The sequence below is a fragment of the Bacillus sp. PAMC28748 genome (assembly GCF_014250415.1).
Classification (GTDB): domain Bacteria; phylum Bacillota; class Bacilli; order Bacillales; family Bacillaceae; genus Bacillus; species Bacillus licheniformis.
This window is the reverse complement of the sequence record NZ_CP060192.1, coordinates 914,988-930,715: the sequence shown is the minus strand read 5'-3', so window position 1 is coordinate 930,715 and position 15,728 is coordinate 914,988. Positions and strand designations below refer to the sequence as shown.

The 15,728-nt window shown below is 46.5% G+C and carries 16 protein-coding genes; 7 read left to right on the top strand and 9 right to left on the bottom strand.

Going from position 1 to position 15,728, the window contains the following annotated elements; genetic code table 11:
- Positions 1-84 precede the first annotated feature (84 nt).
- The 8 genes from H7F26_RS04835 to H7F26_RS04800 all read right to left on the bottom strand — a co-directional run bounded on the left by H7F26_RS04835 (position 85) and on the right by H7F26_RS04800 (position 7,433).
- Positions 85-1,347, bottom strand: coding sequence for an MFS transporter (locus tag H7F26_RS04835; protein ID WP_003186290.1), 1,263 nt, complete (start codon positions 1,345-1,347; stop codon positions 85-87).
- Positions 1,348-1,579: 232 nt separating this feature from the next.
- Positions 1,580-2,671, bottom strand: a complete 1,092-nt coding sequence (locus H7F26_RS04830) for a branched-chain amino acid aminotransferase (RefSeq protein ID WP_003186288.1) — start codon at positions 2,669-2,671, stop codon at positions 1,580-1,582.
- A gap of 170 nt (positions 2,672-2,841) precedes the next feature.
- Entirely contained in the window at positions 2,842-4,011 is a 1,170-nt protein-coding gene (gene dltD / locus H7F26_RS04825; RefSeq protein WP_003186286.1) for a D-alanyl-lipoteichoic acid biosynthesis protein DltD, read from the bottom strand.
- Positions 4,011-4,247, bottom strand: coding sequence for a D-alanine--poly(phosphoribitol) ligase subunit 2 (gene dltC / locus H7F26_RS04820; protein WP_003186284.1), 237 nt, complete (start codon positions 4,245-4,247; stop codon positions 4,011-4,013). The genes dltD and dltC overlap by 1 nt, the downstream gene beginning before the upstream one ends.
- Positions 4,248-4,262: 15 nt before the next feature.
- On the bottom strand, positions 4,263-5,420 hold the full coding sequence (dltB, locus tag H7F26_RS04815) for a D-alanyl-lipoteichoic acid biosynthesis protein DltB (protein WP_003186281.1): 1,158 nt from the start codon (positions 5,418-5,420) through the stop codon (positions 4,263-4,265).
- A complete protein-coding gene (gene dltA, locus H7F26_RS04810) occupies positions 5,417-6,925 on the bottom strand; it encodes a D-alanine--poly(phosphoribitol) ligase subunit DltA (RefSeq protein WP_003186280.1) in 1,509 nt (502 codons plus the stop codon). The genes dltB and dltA overlap by 4 nt, the downstream gene beginning before the upstream one ends.
- Positions 6,926-6,939: 14 nt before the next feature.
- Positions 6,940-7,089 carry a teichoic acid D-Ala incorporation-associated protein DltX gene (locus H7F26_RS04805; RefSeq protein WP_003186278.1) on the bottom strand — a complete coding sequence of 50 codons (150 nt, stop codon included), beginning with the start codon at positions 7,087-7,089 and terminating at the stop codon, positions 6,940-6,942.
- A 260-nt stretch (positions 7,090-7,349) separates the two neighbouring features.
- A complete protein-coding gene (locus H7F26_RS04800) occupies positions 7,350-7,433 on the bottom strand; it encodes a YjcZ family sporulation protein (protein ID WP_016885663.1) in 84 nt (27 codons plus the stop codon).
- A 217-nt stretch (positions 7,434-7,650) separates the two neighbouring features.
- On the opposite strand from H7F26_RS04800, the gene H7F26_RS04795 reads away from it, so the two are divergent.
- From H7F26_RS04795 to H7F26_RS04785, 3 genes are all read left to right on the top strand, one after another.
- On the top strand, positions 7,651-8,289 hold the full coding sequence (locus H7F26_RS04795) for a GTP pyrophosphokinase YwaC (RefSeq protein WP_031314764.1): 639 nt from the start codon (positions 7,651-7,653) through the stop codon (positions 8,287-8,289).
- 458 nt (positions 8,290-8,747) lie between these two features.
- Complete coding sequence (locus H7F26_RS04790) at positions 8,748-8,960, top strand: hypothetical protein (protein ID WP_003186274.1); 213 nt, start codon at positions 8,748-8,750, stop codon at positions 8,958-8,960.
- Positions 8,961-10,322: an MFS transporter gene (locus H7F26_RS04785; protein ID WP_003186272.1), complete on the top strand. Its 1,362-nt coding sequence runs from the start codon at positions 8,961-8,963 to the stop codon at positions 10,320-10,322. It begins immediately after the preceding gene.
- A gap of 223 nt (positions 10,323-10,545) precedes the next feature.
- Here H7F26_RS04785 and H7F26_RS04780 read toward each other — a convergent pair whose 3' ends face one another.
- Positions 10,546-11,895 (bottom strand): M28 family peptidase, encoded by a 1,350-nt coding sequence (locus tag H7F26_RS04780; protein WP_003186270.1) that lies wholly within the window; start codon positions 11,893-11,895, stop codon positions 10,546-10,548.
- Between the two features lie 229 nt (positions 11,896-12,124).
- Here H7F26_RS04780 and H7F26_RS04775 point away from each other — a divergent pair, with 229 nt between their 5' ends.
- The 4 genes from H7F26_RS04775 to dgoD are packed head-to-tail and all read left to right on the top strand — an operon-like array spanning position 12,125 to position 15,673.
- Complete coding sequence (locus H7F26_RS04775; RefSeq protein WP_003186268.1) at positions 12,125-12,883, top strand: IclR family transcriptional regulator; 759 nt, start codon at positions 12,125-12,127, stop codon at positions 12,881-12,883.
- Positions 12,884-12,900: 17 nt separating this feature from the next.
- Positions 12,901-13,854, top strand: a complete 954-nt coding sequence (locus H7F26_RS04770) for a sugar kinase (protein WP_003186265.1) — start codon at positions 12,901-12,903, stop codon at positions 13,852-13,854.
- A 27-nt stretch (positions 13,855-13,881) separates the two neighbouring features.
- A complete protein-coding gene (locus H7F26_RS04765; protein WP_003186263.1) occupies positions 13,882-14,508 on the top strand; it encodes a bifunctional 4-hydroxy-2-oxoglutarate aldolase/2-dehydro-3-deoxy-phosphogluconate aldolase in 627 nt (208 codons plus the stop codon).
- 16 nt (positions 14,509-14,524) lie between these two features.
- Complete coding sequence (dgoD, locus tag H7F26_RS04760) at positions 14,525-15,673, top strand: galactonate dehydratase (RefSeq protein ID WP_003186261.1); 1,149 nt, start codon at positions 14,525-14,527, stop codon at positions 15,671-15,673.
- Positions 15,674-15,728 lie beyond the last annotated feature (55 nt).

The window sequence follows — 15,728 nt, the reverse complement described above, 5'->3', positions numbered from 1 at the left end:
CGGTGTGTTTGCCGGAACCTTTTCATTGTTGGAGGCGCCGCTGCGCCCGCCTGACCCGGTGAAACTGCGGCCGTCACATTCGTACTACATATTTGCGCTAGCTTCTTTTTCTTTTATCAGATCTGACCGCCGGGCCCTGGCAAGCTGAGTAAATATGAGGATGCCGATGCCCGCAATGATTTCGATGAAGCCGCCGATTGCAATCACGTTTCCCGCGCCAAGCATTTTTGCGGCATATCCGCAGGCAATTGCCCCTAAAGGAAGCGATAGATTTGTGATCATATGGATGACTGCAAACACTTGAGGCTGGTCATCCCCTTCGACAGATGTCTGGATAATCGTGAATTCGGGGACATTAATCGAGCTGATGGCTGCCCCGAATGCAAAGGCGGCGAGAAATACGAGCGGCAGGAAAGTATTCAGTCCTGCGATAAAATAAGCTGCACCTTCGAGAATGCCTGCCGTAATAAAAAGGAGTCCGTACCTGTTGATTTTTACTTTTGCAAGGATAAATCCCAGTAAAAATGCTCCTCCTGCCGTCGTCGCCTTCAGCAGCGAGTGGATGAACGGCGTTCCGTTTAAATCCTCAGCAACATATACCGCGGAAAGGGCTTCCCAGGGTGAAGCCGCCAGGTTCATGAAGATGCAATAAATCGCGAGCGGATATAATATTTTGTGGTTTTTCACCAATGTAAATCCTCTTTTTAATCTCGCAAAATATGTACCTCTTTGAGCAAGAGACTTAGACTGTGAATGAGTCCGGGTGATGCTGTATTTGATGCAAAGCATGAATAGGCCCGATATGATATAAAAGATAAATGAAAAGACCAAAGTCGTTGCAGGACCGATAAAAGTCAGCAGCACTCCGCACAATGTAACGGCTCCCAGCCTGATGATTTCTGAAGAAGACTGGAGAATCGCGTTGGCTTTTTGGATGAGATTTTCGTTCACGATCTGCGGAATCAGCGTAATTGACGCCGGGTTATATGTCGCGCCTGTTGCCGAATGGATGATCATGAGGCCTAAAACAAACCACATCGGTGAAAAGCCGTTTAAATAGCAAATCGGTATAGTAATGACGACGGCTGCCCTTGTTAAATCCGAAAAGTACATCCAGAATTTCAGGGCGCTTCTTTTGACTAAAGGCCCTGTAATCGGCGCCAAAAAGGCTTCGGGGAGAAAAGTGACGGCAAGAAGCAGGGAAGTGCCGATTGCACCTTTTCCGTCAAAGATTAAAAACCATAAAATAGAATTGAAGGCAAAACAGTCAGCAGAGATTTTGATTAGCCTGGAGATGAAAAGGAACGTGTAATTCTTTTCCCAGACGCTCAATTTTGTTTGATCCATCGTTCAGCGTCCTTTCTTGATTTGCGTGTTACATCAGAACGGATAATCTCTCCTTTCCGGCATGGTTATTGATAATTTTAACATAAAGTATATAAAATGGAATCGTTTTATGCGGGAGGGATTGCAAGTCGGATTGAAAAAGAGGCAAGTAGGGTGGAAACAGAGCCTGCCGCCGGCGAATTTTACGATAAGGGTGCAAGCCCTCTTTTTTGCAAAAGAGAGCTTAAACCGCTTAGCAGGACTGGCTTACTTTATCAACTTCAACTGTCCAGCCGAATGTGTCAGGCAAAGCGCCTTTTTGAATACCGGTGATCGTTTGGTAGAGCCTTTTGGCGATTTCTCCAGTTTGACCGTTGTTGATCACAAGGCTTTCGTCTTTCCAGATCAGCTCGCCGACGGGGGAAATGACAGCGGCGGTTCCGGTGCCGAATGCTTCCTCAAGCAGGCCGTCTTTGTGAGCCTGAACCAGTTCATCAACTGAAATTTTTCTTTCGGTTACGGAGAGTCCCCATTGTTTTAAGAGATGGATGACGGAGTTTCTCGTAATGCCTTCCAAAATGCTTCCGTTTAGAGCCGGAGTGACAATTTCACCGCTGATTTTGAAGAAGATGTTCATGCTGCCTACTTCTTCAATGTATTTCTTTTCAACTCCGTCAAGCCACAGCACTTGTGAGAAGCCTTTGCTTTCCGCAACTTCCTGAGCCTTCAGGCTCGCAGCGTAGTTTCCGGCCGTTTTCGCATTGCCTGTACCGCCTGCCACAGCACGGACAAATTCGCTTTCAACAGCAATTTTCACAGGGCGGATGCCTTCTTTGTAATAAGATCCGACCGGCGATAAAATGATCAGCATTTTATACATATTGGATGGGGCGACGCCAAGGTACGGTTCTGTTGAAATAATGAACGGACGGATATAAAGGGATGTCCCCTCAGCTTGAGGAATCCATTCCTTGTCGATCTGAACCAGCTGCTTCAGCCCTTCCAGAACGATTTCAGGATCAATCCGGGGAATGCAGAGGCGGTCGTTGGATTTATTGAGTCTCTCGAAGTTTTTTTCAGGTCTGAACAGAAGAACTCTGCCTTCGCTTGATAAATAAGCTTTTAATCCTTCAAAAACGGATTGTCCGTAGTGGTAAACCATTGCAGCCGGGTCCATTTCAATCGGCTGGTAAGGAACGATTCTCAGATCGTGCCAGCCGTTTTCAGCCGTATAGTCCATGATAAACATGTGGTCGGTAAAGGTCCGGCCGAATTCGAGCTTGTCAGCCTCTGGCTTTTGCTTTTTTGCTGTACTGAGCTGTACGCTGATCGTTTGTTTTGTCATATTCATTCTCCCTGCCGTTTCTAGTCTTTTTCCAAAAAATATTTATCTTCTATTTTAAACCTTCTCTTGATAATCGCAATAGATTTCAGAGAAATTTGTAAAATAGAATTTTTGGAAACATTAAAAATTTAAAACAGAAAAAAAGGGACTCCCCAGCGGGGAATCCTTTTTTATGATGACTTTTTATAAAAAGCTTCGATCTCCTGATCGACGTAAACCCAGCCTTTCCAGCCAAGGTGGAGCGTATCTTTCAAGAAGTACGGATCATATTCATGATTCGTTAAATCAGCAACTTGAAAGCCCTCTTGTTCGATTTCTTTTTTGATCTTTTTATAGAAATCCGTCCGGCCTTTTTTAGGGAAGCCGGTATAGTCGTAAAATTTGCCGTGGACCGGAACCGAGATGAACAGCGGTTCTGCGCCGGATTCTTTCAAAACATCCATCATGAGATGGAAATCGTGGAACTCGACGGACTCGGCATAGTTCATCTTTTTATTATGGCCTTTAAGCTTTTTCAGCTTCGGCTTCAATTTCTTATAAACGCCGTTTGAGATTTTAAACTCATTGTTCCGGGATTCTTTGGCGCCGACCTTTTCGGCCATCTGTTTTAATTCATCCCACGATTTGTTTTTTACATCTTGGGAAATGGTCCGCTTCGGTCCGTCTCCTTCAACCATGGAATAATAGATGTCCTTTTTCTCCAGAATGCTTTGGTAAGCTTTTGCCGGCGGCGTCAGAAGAGACAGTGCCACCTTGTCCTGGTCGAGCTCGGCTTTAAAAAGGGCTGAAAGCAGAGCGTCATTTTTCACTGCATGAAATTTAAGCATGCGTTTGATGATTTTTTTCTTCAGCCCGGAATCGACATTTTGATTGAACACAAGATCGTATGCCTGCAAAGCCGAGAAGTTCGGCGCAAAGTGGGCTTCGTCCGAGCCGTGTTTTTGAAACCACTGCGGAGAGATAATGAAAACGATTTTCTTGCCCTTTAATTGATCAGACTGCGCCGCAAAGTTGATCGCGTGAATCAAGGACTGTGAGCCGCCTTTTCCGACCAGGTAAGGCGTGAACCCTTGATTGTTTACTTTAAAATAGTTAGACGGATGGAATGCATCTAACCGGGACAATTCCGATGATCCGAAAATCGGCAGATATTTCGGGTCTTCAAGCGCTTTGCCTTGAAGATACATCCCCTGGAACATCATCGGGTTTAATTCTGTAGCTGAAGTTTCGACGCGATCTTTAGGAACCAGCTTTGTCAGCCATGCATTTGGGATCAAGATCGCGGTGAAAAAAAGTAAAAATGCCAAGATGATTGGCCCGAATAAAAAACGCTTTTTCATTATCTCAACTCATTCAGCTGCTTTATGATTTGATTTGGCGTGTTCCATGCATCCCGGTCAAACTCTGTAATCGGCACTGTGATGTTAAAATGGCTTTCGAATGCGAGCAGCAATTCCACCGTGCCGAAGGAATCGAGGATTCCCTCTTCGAATATATCAATATCCGGATTTTCCTTTACGATATCGTCCTGACATACCTCTGCTAAAACTGAAAGTACTTCTTGATTAAAATCCATTATGAAAATCTCCTTTTAGTGTATTAGTTTCCCTGAGAAAATTAAAAATCCAAAACATACAAAGTGGAAGGTCACCACAATTGAGACGGCTGTCGTCCACTTGTTGTTCGGCCACCACTTGTGCTTCTTATTCCATTTTTCAAAGAAGTTAAAGCCGACCATGAGCAGCGCGTGATACAGCCCGTAGACGATGTACTGAGGGGCAAGGCCGTGCCAGACGCCCATCAGAAGGAACAGCAGCACATATCCGATATTGGAAACAGCCATCCGGTTTGTGATCCATTTTTTCTTCGTCATCCAAAGGACAAAGCGCATGAAGACGTAGTCTCTGAACCAGAAGGAAAGCGACATATGCCAGCGGTTCCAGAAATCTTTAATATTGCGGCTGATGAACGGCTTATTAAAGTTTTCAGGGGATTTGATTCCCATGATATAGCTGACGCCGACCGCAAAAGCCGTGTATCCGGCGAAGTCAAAAAACAGATAAAGGCTGTACGCATACATGTATGCCAATCCATGCGAGAAGCTGCCGGAAGTCAAAAACGGCAGTTTCATTATGACATACGTATTAATGCAGTAGCCGATAATGAATTTGTACAAAAAGCCGAGAAAAATTTTATTGATTCCTTTGTAAAGCAGTTCTTCGTATTGCTCCTTTGTCCAAACCGTCTGATCGTCTTTTTCAAAACGGCGGTACCTGTCGATCGGACCTGACGAGATGGTTGGAAAAAAGAGAATAAAGTAAAGCAGTCTGCTGATTGGGAGCTGCTTTTTAATGAGACCGTCGCGGGTTTCAATGATGAGCTGAACCCCTTTAAAAGTTAAATACGAGATTCCGAGAAATGTTGCCCAGTTGTCAACGGCGAAAAACGGCAGCAGCTTTGACAGTGCCAGAGGCAGGATAGAAGCTGCTGCAGCCAGACAAAATACGATGCCGCTGTTCGCTTTTAGACGGTAAGCGATATAGCCTTTGATCAGAACCGTCTGCCAAAGCGTAAACAGGCACAGCATGATCAGCCCGTGCAGGCTGTTCGAAAAAATAAGCGCCAGAACCAGAACGGAAACCGCCATATTATATAAGCGGAAGCTTTTTCCGTTCAATCCGAGAATGATGGTCGGCGCCAGTAAAATTCCTAATATAATGAAGAAAAGAAATGAACCATAAGGCGTCATACGGTTACCTCTTCTTTTAATCTCTTGCGGTCGATTTTACCGTTTGCTGTCATCGGAATCTCTTTTTGATACATGAATTTTCTCGGAATCATATAGGCCGGCAGCTTGCTGCCCAAATCTTTCTTAATCGCGCTGGTTAACTGGTATTCCTTTTCGAAATCGTGTTCGGCAGGCACAATCATGGCGATCAGATACTCGATTTTCTCCTCGCGGTAGAATGGAATAACGACTGCCGACTGCACATATCGGGACTGATTGATTTGATATTCGATTTCTTCAAGCTCAATCCGGTAGCCGTGCAGTTTGATTTGGAAATCGAGTCTTCCGAGGAAGAAGAGCTGGCCGTTTTCTTTGTAACCTGCGTCACCGGTGCGGTAAGCAGGGGAGCCGTTGTAAGAGAAAAACGCTTTTTCCGTCAGCGCTTTTTCGCCTAAATAGCCTTTGCTGACGCTTGCTCCGGTAATTATGATCTCGCCTTTTTCCCCGTCTTGGACGGCTTTTCCGTCTTCATTGATGATTACGATTTCGGTTTCGGGCTTTTCAGAACCGACGGGAAGAGAAGAATACTTGTTTAATACGTCGTCTGTTACTTCGATGGAAGTGACGGCAACGGTCGCTTCGGTCGGGCCGTATGTGTTAAAAACACGAGCCTTTGGAAATCTTTCTTTAAGCTGTCTGGCGACTGACGCAGGAAGCGTTTCTCCGCAGAACATAAACAAGCTCAGCTCCGGAAGCAGCTCTTCCGAATAAGACGGATCCATCAAGCACATTTGTGCGAATGAAGGCGTCGATGTCCAGACGTTGACGTTGGACTGTTTCAGTGCTTCAAACAATAGTTTCGGCCGATTAATCATGTCTTTCGTAACCGTCCATAAGGTGCCTCCGGACTGCAGGCACGGATAAAGGTCCATTACCGATAAATCAAAGGAAAACGGGGCTTGATTTAAGAACACTTGGCCGCTTTCCACCGGAAAGTCATTCGTGATCCAATCTGTGAAGCTCTGAAGGTTATCGGCTGAGATTTGCACGCCTTTTGGATTTCCCGTGCTTCCGGATGTGTAGATAATGTAAAAAGTATCTTCCCCATGTACCCAGCGTCCGGGATCTGTCTCCGGCACCCCGTCTCCTTCAAGAACGCCCGGTTCCACTACGGAAATGAGGGCATCTCCCGTGTCAACCGAAGTGCCTGAATTATTGAGCAGAAGCTCGGCTTTTGAACTGTTGATGATTTTCAGAATCCGGTCTGCCGGAATCGATACGTCAACTGGAATGTACGGATGCCCGGCTTTTACACAAGCCAGGAAGGAAACCGCCATAACCGGTTTCATATGTCCGTAGACAATGATCGGAGAAGCATCTGTTAAAGCTTCGCTTTGAATCCTTGCGGCAAGGCGCTCAGATTGTGACCAAAGCTCTCCGTATGTCAGCTTTTCTTCTTCATTCACAAAAGCAAGGGTATCGGGTTGTGTTTGCGCGTATTTTTTAATTGTTTCAATCAGTTTCATTGTTTTCTTCTCCATTAAAAGTCATTATAAATATATGAACCTGTATTTGCTGTATGGAATCCGTAAATTAAAAACAGCAGCACCAGAATGAGAAAGTAATAGGAAGTGTTGAGCAGCCACTTCATTGTTGTTTTTTCATACAACATTCTTAGCTTATTTAACATTGATCTTTTCCTTTCCGTTATTGAATTGCCTTAACAACAGTATAAGACGAAAATGTTGTATAAAAGTTTCATTTGTGGGAGAGTTTTTATTTCCGAGCGCCGTCAGCCGTCAGCTCAGAGCCTATCCTATTATAAACATTTTTTGTTATTGTGGAAATAAATTCTTTTTAAATTACAAAAAAACAGGCTCATATGAAAAGCGGAGCGCCTTTCGATATGAACCTGCAGTTTTTCGGAAGAAGGCTTCGTGCGCGAATGAATTAATACTTTACAAAAGCGGAGCCCACAATGATCAGCAAAATAAATAATACAACAATCAAAGCGAAGCTATTAGAGTATGACATATTCTCACCTCCGAAAAGTGGTATTACAGAATATGATAGTTTTATGACTTTTGAAAGGGGTATAAATTTAAAAATGTGGAAAATGGTAAACCAGGCTATTTTTTGATCTCCGCTTTAAGTCGAAACTTTACCATGGAGGTACCCGTCTATTAACTGAAAAAACGAAACGAAATGATGTTATAAGGAGAAAAATACAATGGATATGGCGATAGATAAGATGATAGGACTGCCTGAAGCCCAGATAGAAGATTTGAGAAACCTGATGGAGGACTGGAAGAACGAACTCCTCGTCTATAAATTTGCCTTGGATCAAATGGATACGAAGTTTTCGATTATCAGCCAGGAATATAATTTAATTCACGGCCACAACCCGATTGAACATACGAAATCAAGGGTGAAAAGCTTTGAAAGCCTGATTAACAAGCTTGTGCGGAAGGGCTGCGATATTACGACAAAGGCCGCTAAGGAGCACATCAATGATATCGCCGGTCTCAGAATCGTCTGCTCGTTTTTATCCGACATTTACAATATGGTTGAAGTGCTGAAGGAACATGAAGACATCAAAATTTTAAAAATGAAGGACTACATTAAAAATCCGAAGCCGAACGGATACAGGAGTCTTCACTTAATTGTAGAAGTGCCCGTTTACTTGACCAACCGCGTCGAGCACGCCAAGGTGGAGATTCAAATCAGGACGATCGCGATGGATTTCTGGGCGAGCCTCGAGCATAAAATCTACTACAAATTGAACAATGAAGTGCCGAACCAGCTCACTGATGAGCTGAAAGAAGCGGCTGACATCGCGAACTACTTGGATGAAAAGATGCTTCATATTCGAACAAAAGCGGATCAATAAAAGGAAGCCGGGCTAAAGAAATGCCCGGCTGCTATTTTTTTCTGCCGCTTGACCCGAAGTTGTCAATGTTGATATCAACATGATATGTAATATCGGCTTCGGTGAAAATCTCATCCCATTTCCCTTCCGCTTTTTCGATACCCGAATTTCAAGACGTCCGCCCGGTATTTGCCCTGCAGTTTGCCGAGCGCGCTCTTAATCCACACTTTCACTTGATCTCCGGCAAGACGCTCGACTTCTTTCCGCTTTTTGTTTTGGAAATCATGGCCCGGCGATGGCGTTCTTCTTTTGTCAGCGTACTGATAAGTTTTTTTGAACTTTTCACTATGCCAGCTCCGTCAAATGCGTTTTTCAACTAACAGAAAAGAGGAAGAACGCTCCTCTGTATCAAAGGTTATGACTGTCATGAATCGAAAAAGGAAAACAAGAAAATGATAAGAGCACGAGGAGGTCTAAATATGAAATCGGATATTGAAAAACGTGCGGAATGCGGTTTGCAAAACGGAACGGAAGCAATGATGAACCGGGAGTCGCAACGGCTTGATGCTGCTTTATACGGGGCCGTCCTCAATGCTTTCGGCTGTGATGATAGGAGCCGTCTGATGAGCGGGGAAGCGGGGGCGGGCGGTAAAGCGGGCGGAGCTGGCGAAAGGCTGCTGTACCCTAAGTAAATGGCCGGATTGAAAAAGAAACGGGCCCTGTTTTTAACAGCCGTTGCATCAGGGACGATGCTGAATCCGCTCAACTCTTCAATGATTTCTTTGGCGCTGCACAGCATCCAGCATGAGTTTCACCTTTCATTTGCAACCGTATCGTGGCTGATTTCATCTTTTTATCTAGCCAGTGCGGTCGCACAGCCTGTCACAGGAAAAATTGGCGATTTAATCGGCCGGAAAAAGATGTTTTTGTCAGGGCTTGTTCTCGTTGCCGTATCGGCAATCGGCGCTCCTCTCGCACCGGCTTTTTCCGTCTTGTTGATCATGCGTTTGTTTCAATCGATTGGGAGCGGCGCCATTTACCCTTCGGGAGTGGGCCTGATCAGAAGCCACATTCATGAGAAGCAGGCGTCTGCACTCAGTGTGCTGTCCATTTTTTCTTCGGCAATGACCGCCTTTGGACCGACCGTGGGGGGATTTTTAATCGTACTCGGGGGATGGCCCGCCATCTTCCTCGTGAACTTTCCATTTATTTTGTTCAGCTTTTTGCTGGGGATGTACATGTTCCCGAAAGATGAGAAAAAAGCCGGCTTAAATGTCCGCGCCGTGATCAAGCGGCTTGATCTCACCGGAATTCTTCTGTTTGCGGGCGGAATCGTTCTCCTGCTGGCATTTCTGCTCTCATTGAGCACGGGCGAGCCCCGTTTTGCCGAGGGGATGTTCGGACTCGTCTTGCTTTTGATGTTTGTTTGGTGGGAGCTGAGAGTGAACAGTCCGTTTATTGATATCAGGCTGTTGATCGCACGCAGGACGTTAACTTCGGTCTATGCTCAATTTATTATGCTGAACATCTTTAACTACTGTTTGTTTTTTGGACTTCCGAGTTATTTTCAGGATGAAATGCACCTTTCCGTTCAAACGAGCGGTCTTTTGATGCTGTTCATGTCCGGGACGAGCGTATTGATCTCGCCTTTCGTCGGGAAATGGATTGACCGTTCAGGAGAAACGCAGCCCGTGTTAATTGGTTCTTGCTTAATGGCAGCGGGCGCTATCCTGCTCACATTGTTTTTTGTCGATGCACCGATGTTGTGGAAAGGCATCATCCTCTCTTTGCTCGGGGTCAGCTACGGCCTCGGCAATGTCGCCCTGCAGGCTGCCATGTTTACGGCAAGTCCGCCGGACATCGTCGGGACGACTTCGGGGCTTTTTCAAACATGCCGCTATCTTGGCTCGATCTTTTCGTCCGTCATTCTGGGTCTGTTGTTTGGAGAAGAAATAACCGCGGGGCATTTTCAGGATCTGGGGATGGTCATGATTGCGGTTGCCATCGGCAGCATTTTGATGAGCTTCAGATTTATCAAGCTGATGAAGGATTGAAAAATGGAGCGCGAGATGCGGCTCCATTTTTTTGCTTTCTTTTGGAGATTGGAAAAGCAAAGAGACAAAAATTAACAAATTGATATTGGTTGCTTATTGATTGTTTGATAATAAAGATAACGAATAGCTGAAAAGGTGATGATACGGAAGCGGTGGGGAGGAAAGGCGCTTTGGGTCTATGAAAAGAAGGAGGAGCAGATTTTCAATCTGCTCCTTTTTAAAATTACTGGGCAACTGAGCTGTAAGACGGTTTTCTGTTTTCCTTCTTGGTGAAGTTATACACAGCTGTTCCCGCGATTTGACCGGCTGTTTTCAGCCTGTCTTTGCTGATATGTTCAATCGTGTCGTAAGGGGTGTGGTACCAAGGCTCCAAAGCGCCTGTTCCCGGCTCTCTCCAAATAAAGTTGGCCGAGTCGATGCCGGCTTCATGGAATGGGACATGGTCGGATGATCCGCCTTGATGTAAAAATAATACGTCTTTTCCAAGGCTTAAAGAAGCGGCTTTACTTAGCTGCCAGACGAGGTTTGCCGAACCGTCGGGCGTATTGATGTACAGCTGTGAAGCATTCTCCCAGCTTGTCGCCACCATATCTAAGTTAAAGTTGGCAACGCTCCGTTTGACTTCCTGATTTGACAATGTGCTGACATAATGGCGCGAACCGAGGAGTCCGATTTCTTCGGCTCCGAATGTAATAAAGCGAATTTCTTTGTCGGCTGGCACTGTCTTCAAAATTCGGGCCAGTTCAAGGACGACTGAAGTGCCGGAGGCATTGTCATTGGCTCCCGGTGCATATGGAACGCTGTCATAATGCGAAGTCACATAAACGATGTCAGGATTTTTGACACCTTTTGCTTTGCGGACGCCGATTACGTTTTGCGAGGTTTGATTTTTATGAGCTTTCAGCTTCAGGATCGCTTCTTGTTCAGAAAGCAGCTTTTCCCCGTCTTCCTTTTTGACGCCGACAACTGGAATATCGACTTTATTACCGCTTAGATTCGGAGTCAGAGGGACGAGGCTGTCGACGTTATTATAAATGATAACTCCGCTTGCGCCTGCGTCAGCAGCGTTTTTGGCCTTTTCATAGAATGTCAGCTCTCCTCTCAAAATGACGGCGATTTTTCCTTTCGCTTCTTCTGTGAAGTCGCCGGGCAAGCCGAGGCCGGCATCATAGAGAGGAGCGGCTAAGCCTTCTGCTGCAGTCGGGGCGGAACCGGCGGCAGGCCGCGCAGGCACGTTATTTCCCTGAACGGTAAGCGTTCCTTCCAGCCGGTCAGGTATGCTGAACTTTTGTGTGCTTACTTTCAGATTTGACTTTTTCATCTGTGAGGCGATAAAAGCGGCGCTCTTTTTTTCTTCTGCCGTGCCTGTCACACGCGGCCCGATCGTTTCGCTTAAATGGTAAATCGTTTGATAGGCGCGGTTCTCGTTGAATTTTTTGCTGAATTTTTCGATATCTTTTGCGATGGCTGTTTCCTGAGGGGCCGCTTGAGCTGCATTCCCCGTTCCATCGGCGACCACGCCGCCTGCAATGATCGATAGCGCCAATCCGAACATCATCATTTTTCTCTTCATACATAAACCCCCTTGATGGTCTTGTTTTCCTGAGAAGAGATATTCGCAGCAGAACGGGTGAATCCTGCATGCTTCAGATAAATGATTCGATAGACTGGTAATTTGAAGTTTAATAAAAAAATTTTTTTGTTTGATAGGATGGTTGACGTGAGCCTTCTTTCTGTTTAGAATACGTCCGAATTATCAGGATCCTGATTTTGAATCACATATGTGAATTTTGGAGGGTGTCATGTCAGTAAAATCCGCGGTACGTGTTGTACGTATATTTGAATTGCTGTCAAATCATCCGGATGGATTAACCGTAAAGGAAATCAGCAAAGAACTTTCGCTGCCTCAGAGCAGTACATTCAATTTGGCCGCTACACTTTTGGATGAAGGTTACCTTCAGCAGGATGCTGTCAAGCGTTACAGGCTGGGGGCAAAATTGATTCAAGTTGGAACCGCTGCCATGGAGTCGATAGACATTTCATCGCAGGGCGTTCCTTTTTTAAAACAGCTGATGGACGGCGTTCAGGAAACGGTGTTTATGGCCGTTCTATCCGATGATCAGCTCGTCTACATCGCAAAAATCGATAACAACAGGTCAATCAGAACAACCGCACAGCCCGGCTCGCGCAAACCGCTTTATTGCACCGGGCTTGGCAAGGCATTTTTGGCATTCATGCCGGAGGACAAAAGGGAAGGGCTGCTCGACCGCATGGAGTTTATCCGGTTTACCGGGCATACCATCACTGCCAGAGAAGAGCTGGAAAAGCAGCTGCAGACATTTTTGGAACAGGGATATGCCGTTGACAATGAAGAAAATGAAGAAGGTTTGTTTTGTCTGGCGGCGCCTGTCTATGGTCCGGATGGCGTGATGAAGGCGGCGATCAGCACCGCCGGGCCAAAGGAGCGCATGCTCGCAAGAAAGGCCGTTATCGTTGAGCAGCTGCTTCACACAGCCGGAAAAATTACAGAAAGCATTGGCGGATATAGAAAGCCGCTTTAGCAAAGGAGAGAGTTCTGATGGATGTTATTAGCATAGGAGAGACAATGGCGCTGTTCACTCCGAATGAAGACGGCCCTCTCAGATACGCAAGAAACTATCAGGTGAGAATAGCGGGCGCAGAAACCAACACGCTGATCGGGCTTTCGAAGCTCGGGAAAAAAGCCGGCTGGATTACACGGCTTGGAAAAGACGAGTTCGGGGCGATGATTCTTTCTTCTGTCAGAGGAGAAGGAGTCGATGTGAGCCAGGTGAAGCTCGATGACGCGGCGCCGACCGGTTTGTTTTTTAAAGAAAGGAAAAGCGCGGCCAAAGTCAATGTCTTCTATTACAGGACGCTTTCAGCGGCGAGTTTTTTAAAGAAATGCGATATTGATGAGCAATACATTGAGAAAGCGGGGCTTTTATACATTACGGGAATTACCCCGGCTTTAAGTGAAAGCGCTTCAGATGCGGTGTTTTATGCAGTGGAGCTCGCCAAAAAGCACAATAAATGCGTTGTATTTGATCCGAACTTTCGAAAAAAGCTCTGGGACGGAGAGCGGGCGCGGCAGACCATGTTTGAACTTATCAAACGGTCTGATATCGTGCTTCCGGGGTTGAGCGAAGGGCGTTTTTTGTTCGGCACCGCTGATGAGAAAAAAATTGCGGAAGCCATCCGCGGGCTGGGGGCTGAAACTGCGATCATCAAGCTTGGTTCAAAAGGCGCCTATTATGCCGGCGGGAACGAAAGCGGCTATGCGGAAGGCTATCAGATTCAGGCAGCAGCGGATCCCGTGGGTGCCGGAGACGGCTTTGCGGCCGGCGTATTATCGGGTTTGATTGATCAAATTCCGCTTTCAGAAGCTGTCAAACGGGGCTGTGCCGTCGGCGCCATGGTAGCGGCGGTAAACGGTGATATTGAAGGGCTGCCTGACCGCGAATCACTGTTTGCGTTTATGGAACAATCTGATGAAGAAGATGTCAGCCGATAAAAAAACCGTAGAGAAAGGGTGGCAGAAATGATGGTATTGTCACACATCGAAGAACAAAAACTGATTGCGATCATCCGCGGATACAATCCGGAGGAGGCAGTGAGCATTGCCGGCGCCTTAAAAGCGGGCGGCATCAGGCTTGTGGAGATTACGCTTAATTCCCCTCAAGCGATCAAAGCGATTGAAGCGGTTTCAGAGCATTTTGGGGACGAAATGCTTGTCGGAGCGGGAACCGTACTTGATCCCGAATCTGCGAGAGCGGCGCTTTTAGCCGGCGCGCGGTTTATCCTGTCTCCGACCGTCAATGAAGAGACGATCAAGCTGACAAAACGGTATGGAGCGGTCAGCATTCCAGGCGCTTTTACCCCGACTGAAATATTGACGGCGTATGAAAGCGGGGGAGACATCATCAAGGTATTTCCCGGAACAATGGGGCCTGGCTATATCAAGGATATCCACGGACCGCTTCCGCATATTCCGCTGCTTCCGACTGGAGGAGTCGGATTGGAAAACCTTCACGAGTTTCTGCAGGCCGGTGCGGTCGGAGCGGGAATCGGCGGTTCGCTTGTTCGGGCTAATAAAGATGTTAATGACGCGTTTTTAGAAGAGCTGTCCAAAAAAGCAAAGCAATTTGTTGAAGCAGCAAAACAGTAAAAAGGGGAGATCAGAGATGAAAATAACAGGATTCGAGTGTTTCCTAATTCCGCCGCGCTGGCTTTTCTTAAAAATCGAAACGGATGAAGGCATTACAGGATGGGGAGAGCCGGTAATCGAGGGAAAGGCCGCGACAGTTAAGGCGGCTGTGGGCGAGTTAATGGAATATTTGATCGGCAAAGACCCGATGAACATCGAAGACCATTGGAATGTCATGTACAGAGGCGGGTTTTATCGGGGCGGGCCCATTCTGATGAGCGCGATTGCAGGCATCGATCAAGCGCTTTGGGACATTAAGGGCAAGTTTTACAACGCTCCCGTGCATCAGCTGCTCGGAGGGAAGAACAGGGAATCGATCAAGGTCTATTCATGGATTGGCGGAGACAGGCCTCAAGACGTCGGCCTCGCTGCCAAACAGGTGGTTGATAAAGGCTTTACAGCCGTCAAAATGAACGGCACGGAAGAGCTGCAATACATCGATTCACATGAAAAAATCGATCAGGTGATTGAAAGAATATCAGCAGTCAGAGAAGCGGTCGGCCCGTACATCGGAATCGGCATTGACTTTCACGGCAGGGTGCACAAGCCGATGGCGAAGATCTTGGCAAAGGAGCTTGAACCGTTTCGGCCGATGTTTATAGAAGAGCCTGTTCTGCCGGAAAACAACGAGGCGCTCCGCGATATCGCCAGCCTCGTCTCAATTCCGATTGCGACTGGAGAACGGATGTTTTCAAAGTGGCAGTTTAAAAACCTGCTGACTGACGGCTATGTCGATATCATTCAGCCTGACTTGTCACACGCCGGCGGAATTACCGAATGCAAAAAGATCCTGTCGATGGCGGAAGCATTTGATGTCGCCGCCGCCCCTCATTGTCCGCTGGGCCCGATCGCTCTGGCGGCATGCCTTCAGGTTGATGCAACGTGCCACAATGCATTTATACAGGAACAAAGCTTAGGGATCCATTACAACAAAGGGACGGATTTGCTTGATTATATAGTAGATCAAAAGGTGTTTTTCTATGAGGACGGCTATGTCCGGATTCCGGATGGACCTGGCCTTGGGGTGGACATCAATGAAGATCACGTCCGTAAAATGGCTGATATCGGGCACAACTGGCGCAATCCGGTATGGCGGCACAAGGACGGAAGCATAGCTGAATGGTAAAAATGATACCGTTTTCAAAAGGTGTCCGTCATTACAATCAAATAAAAGGAGAGGG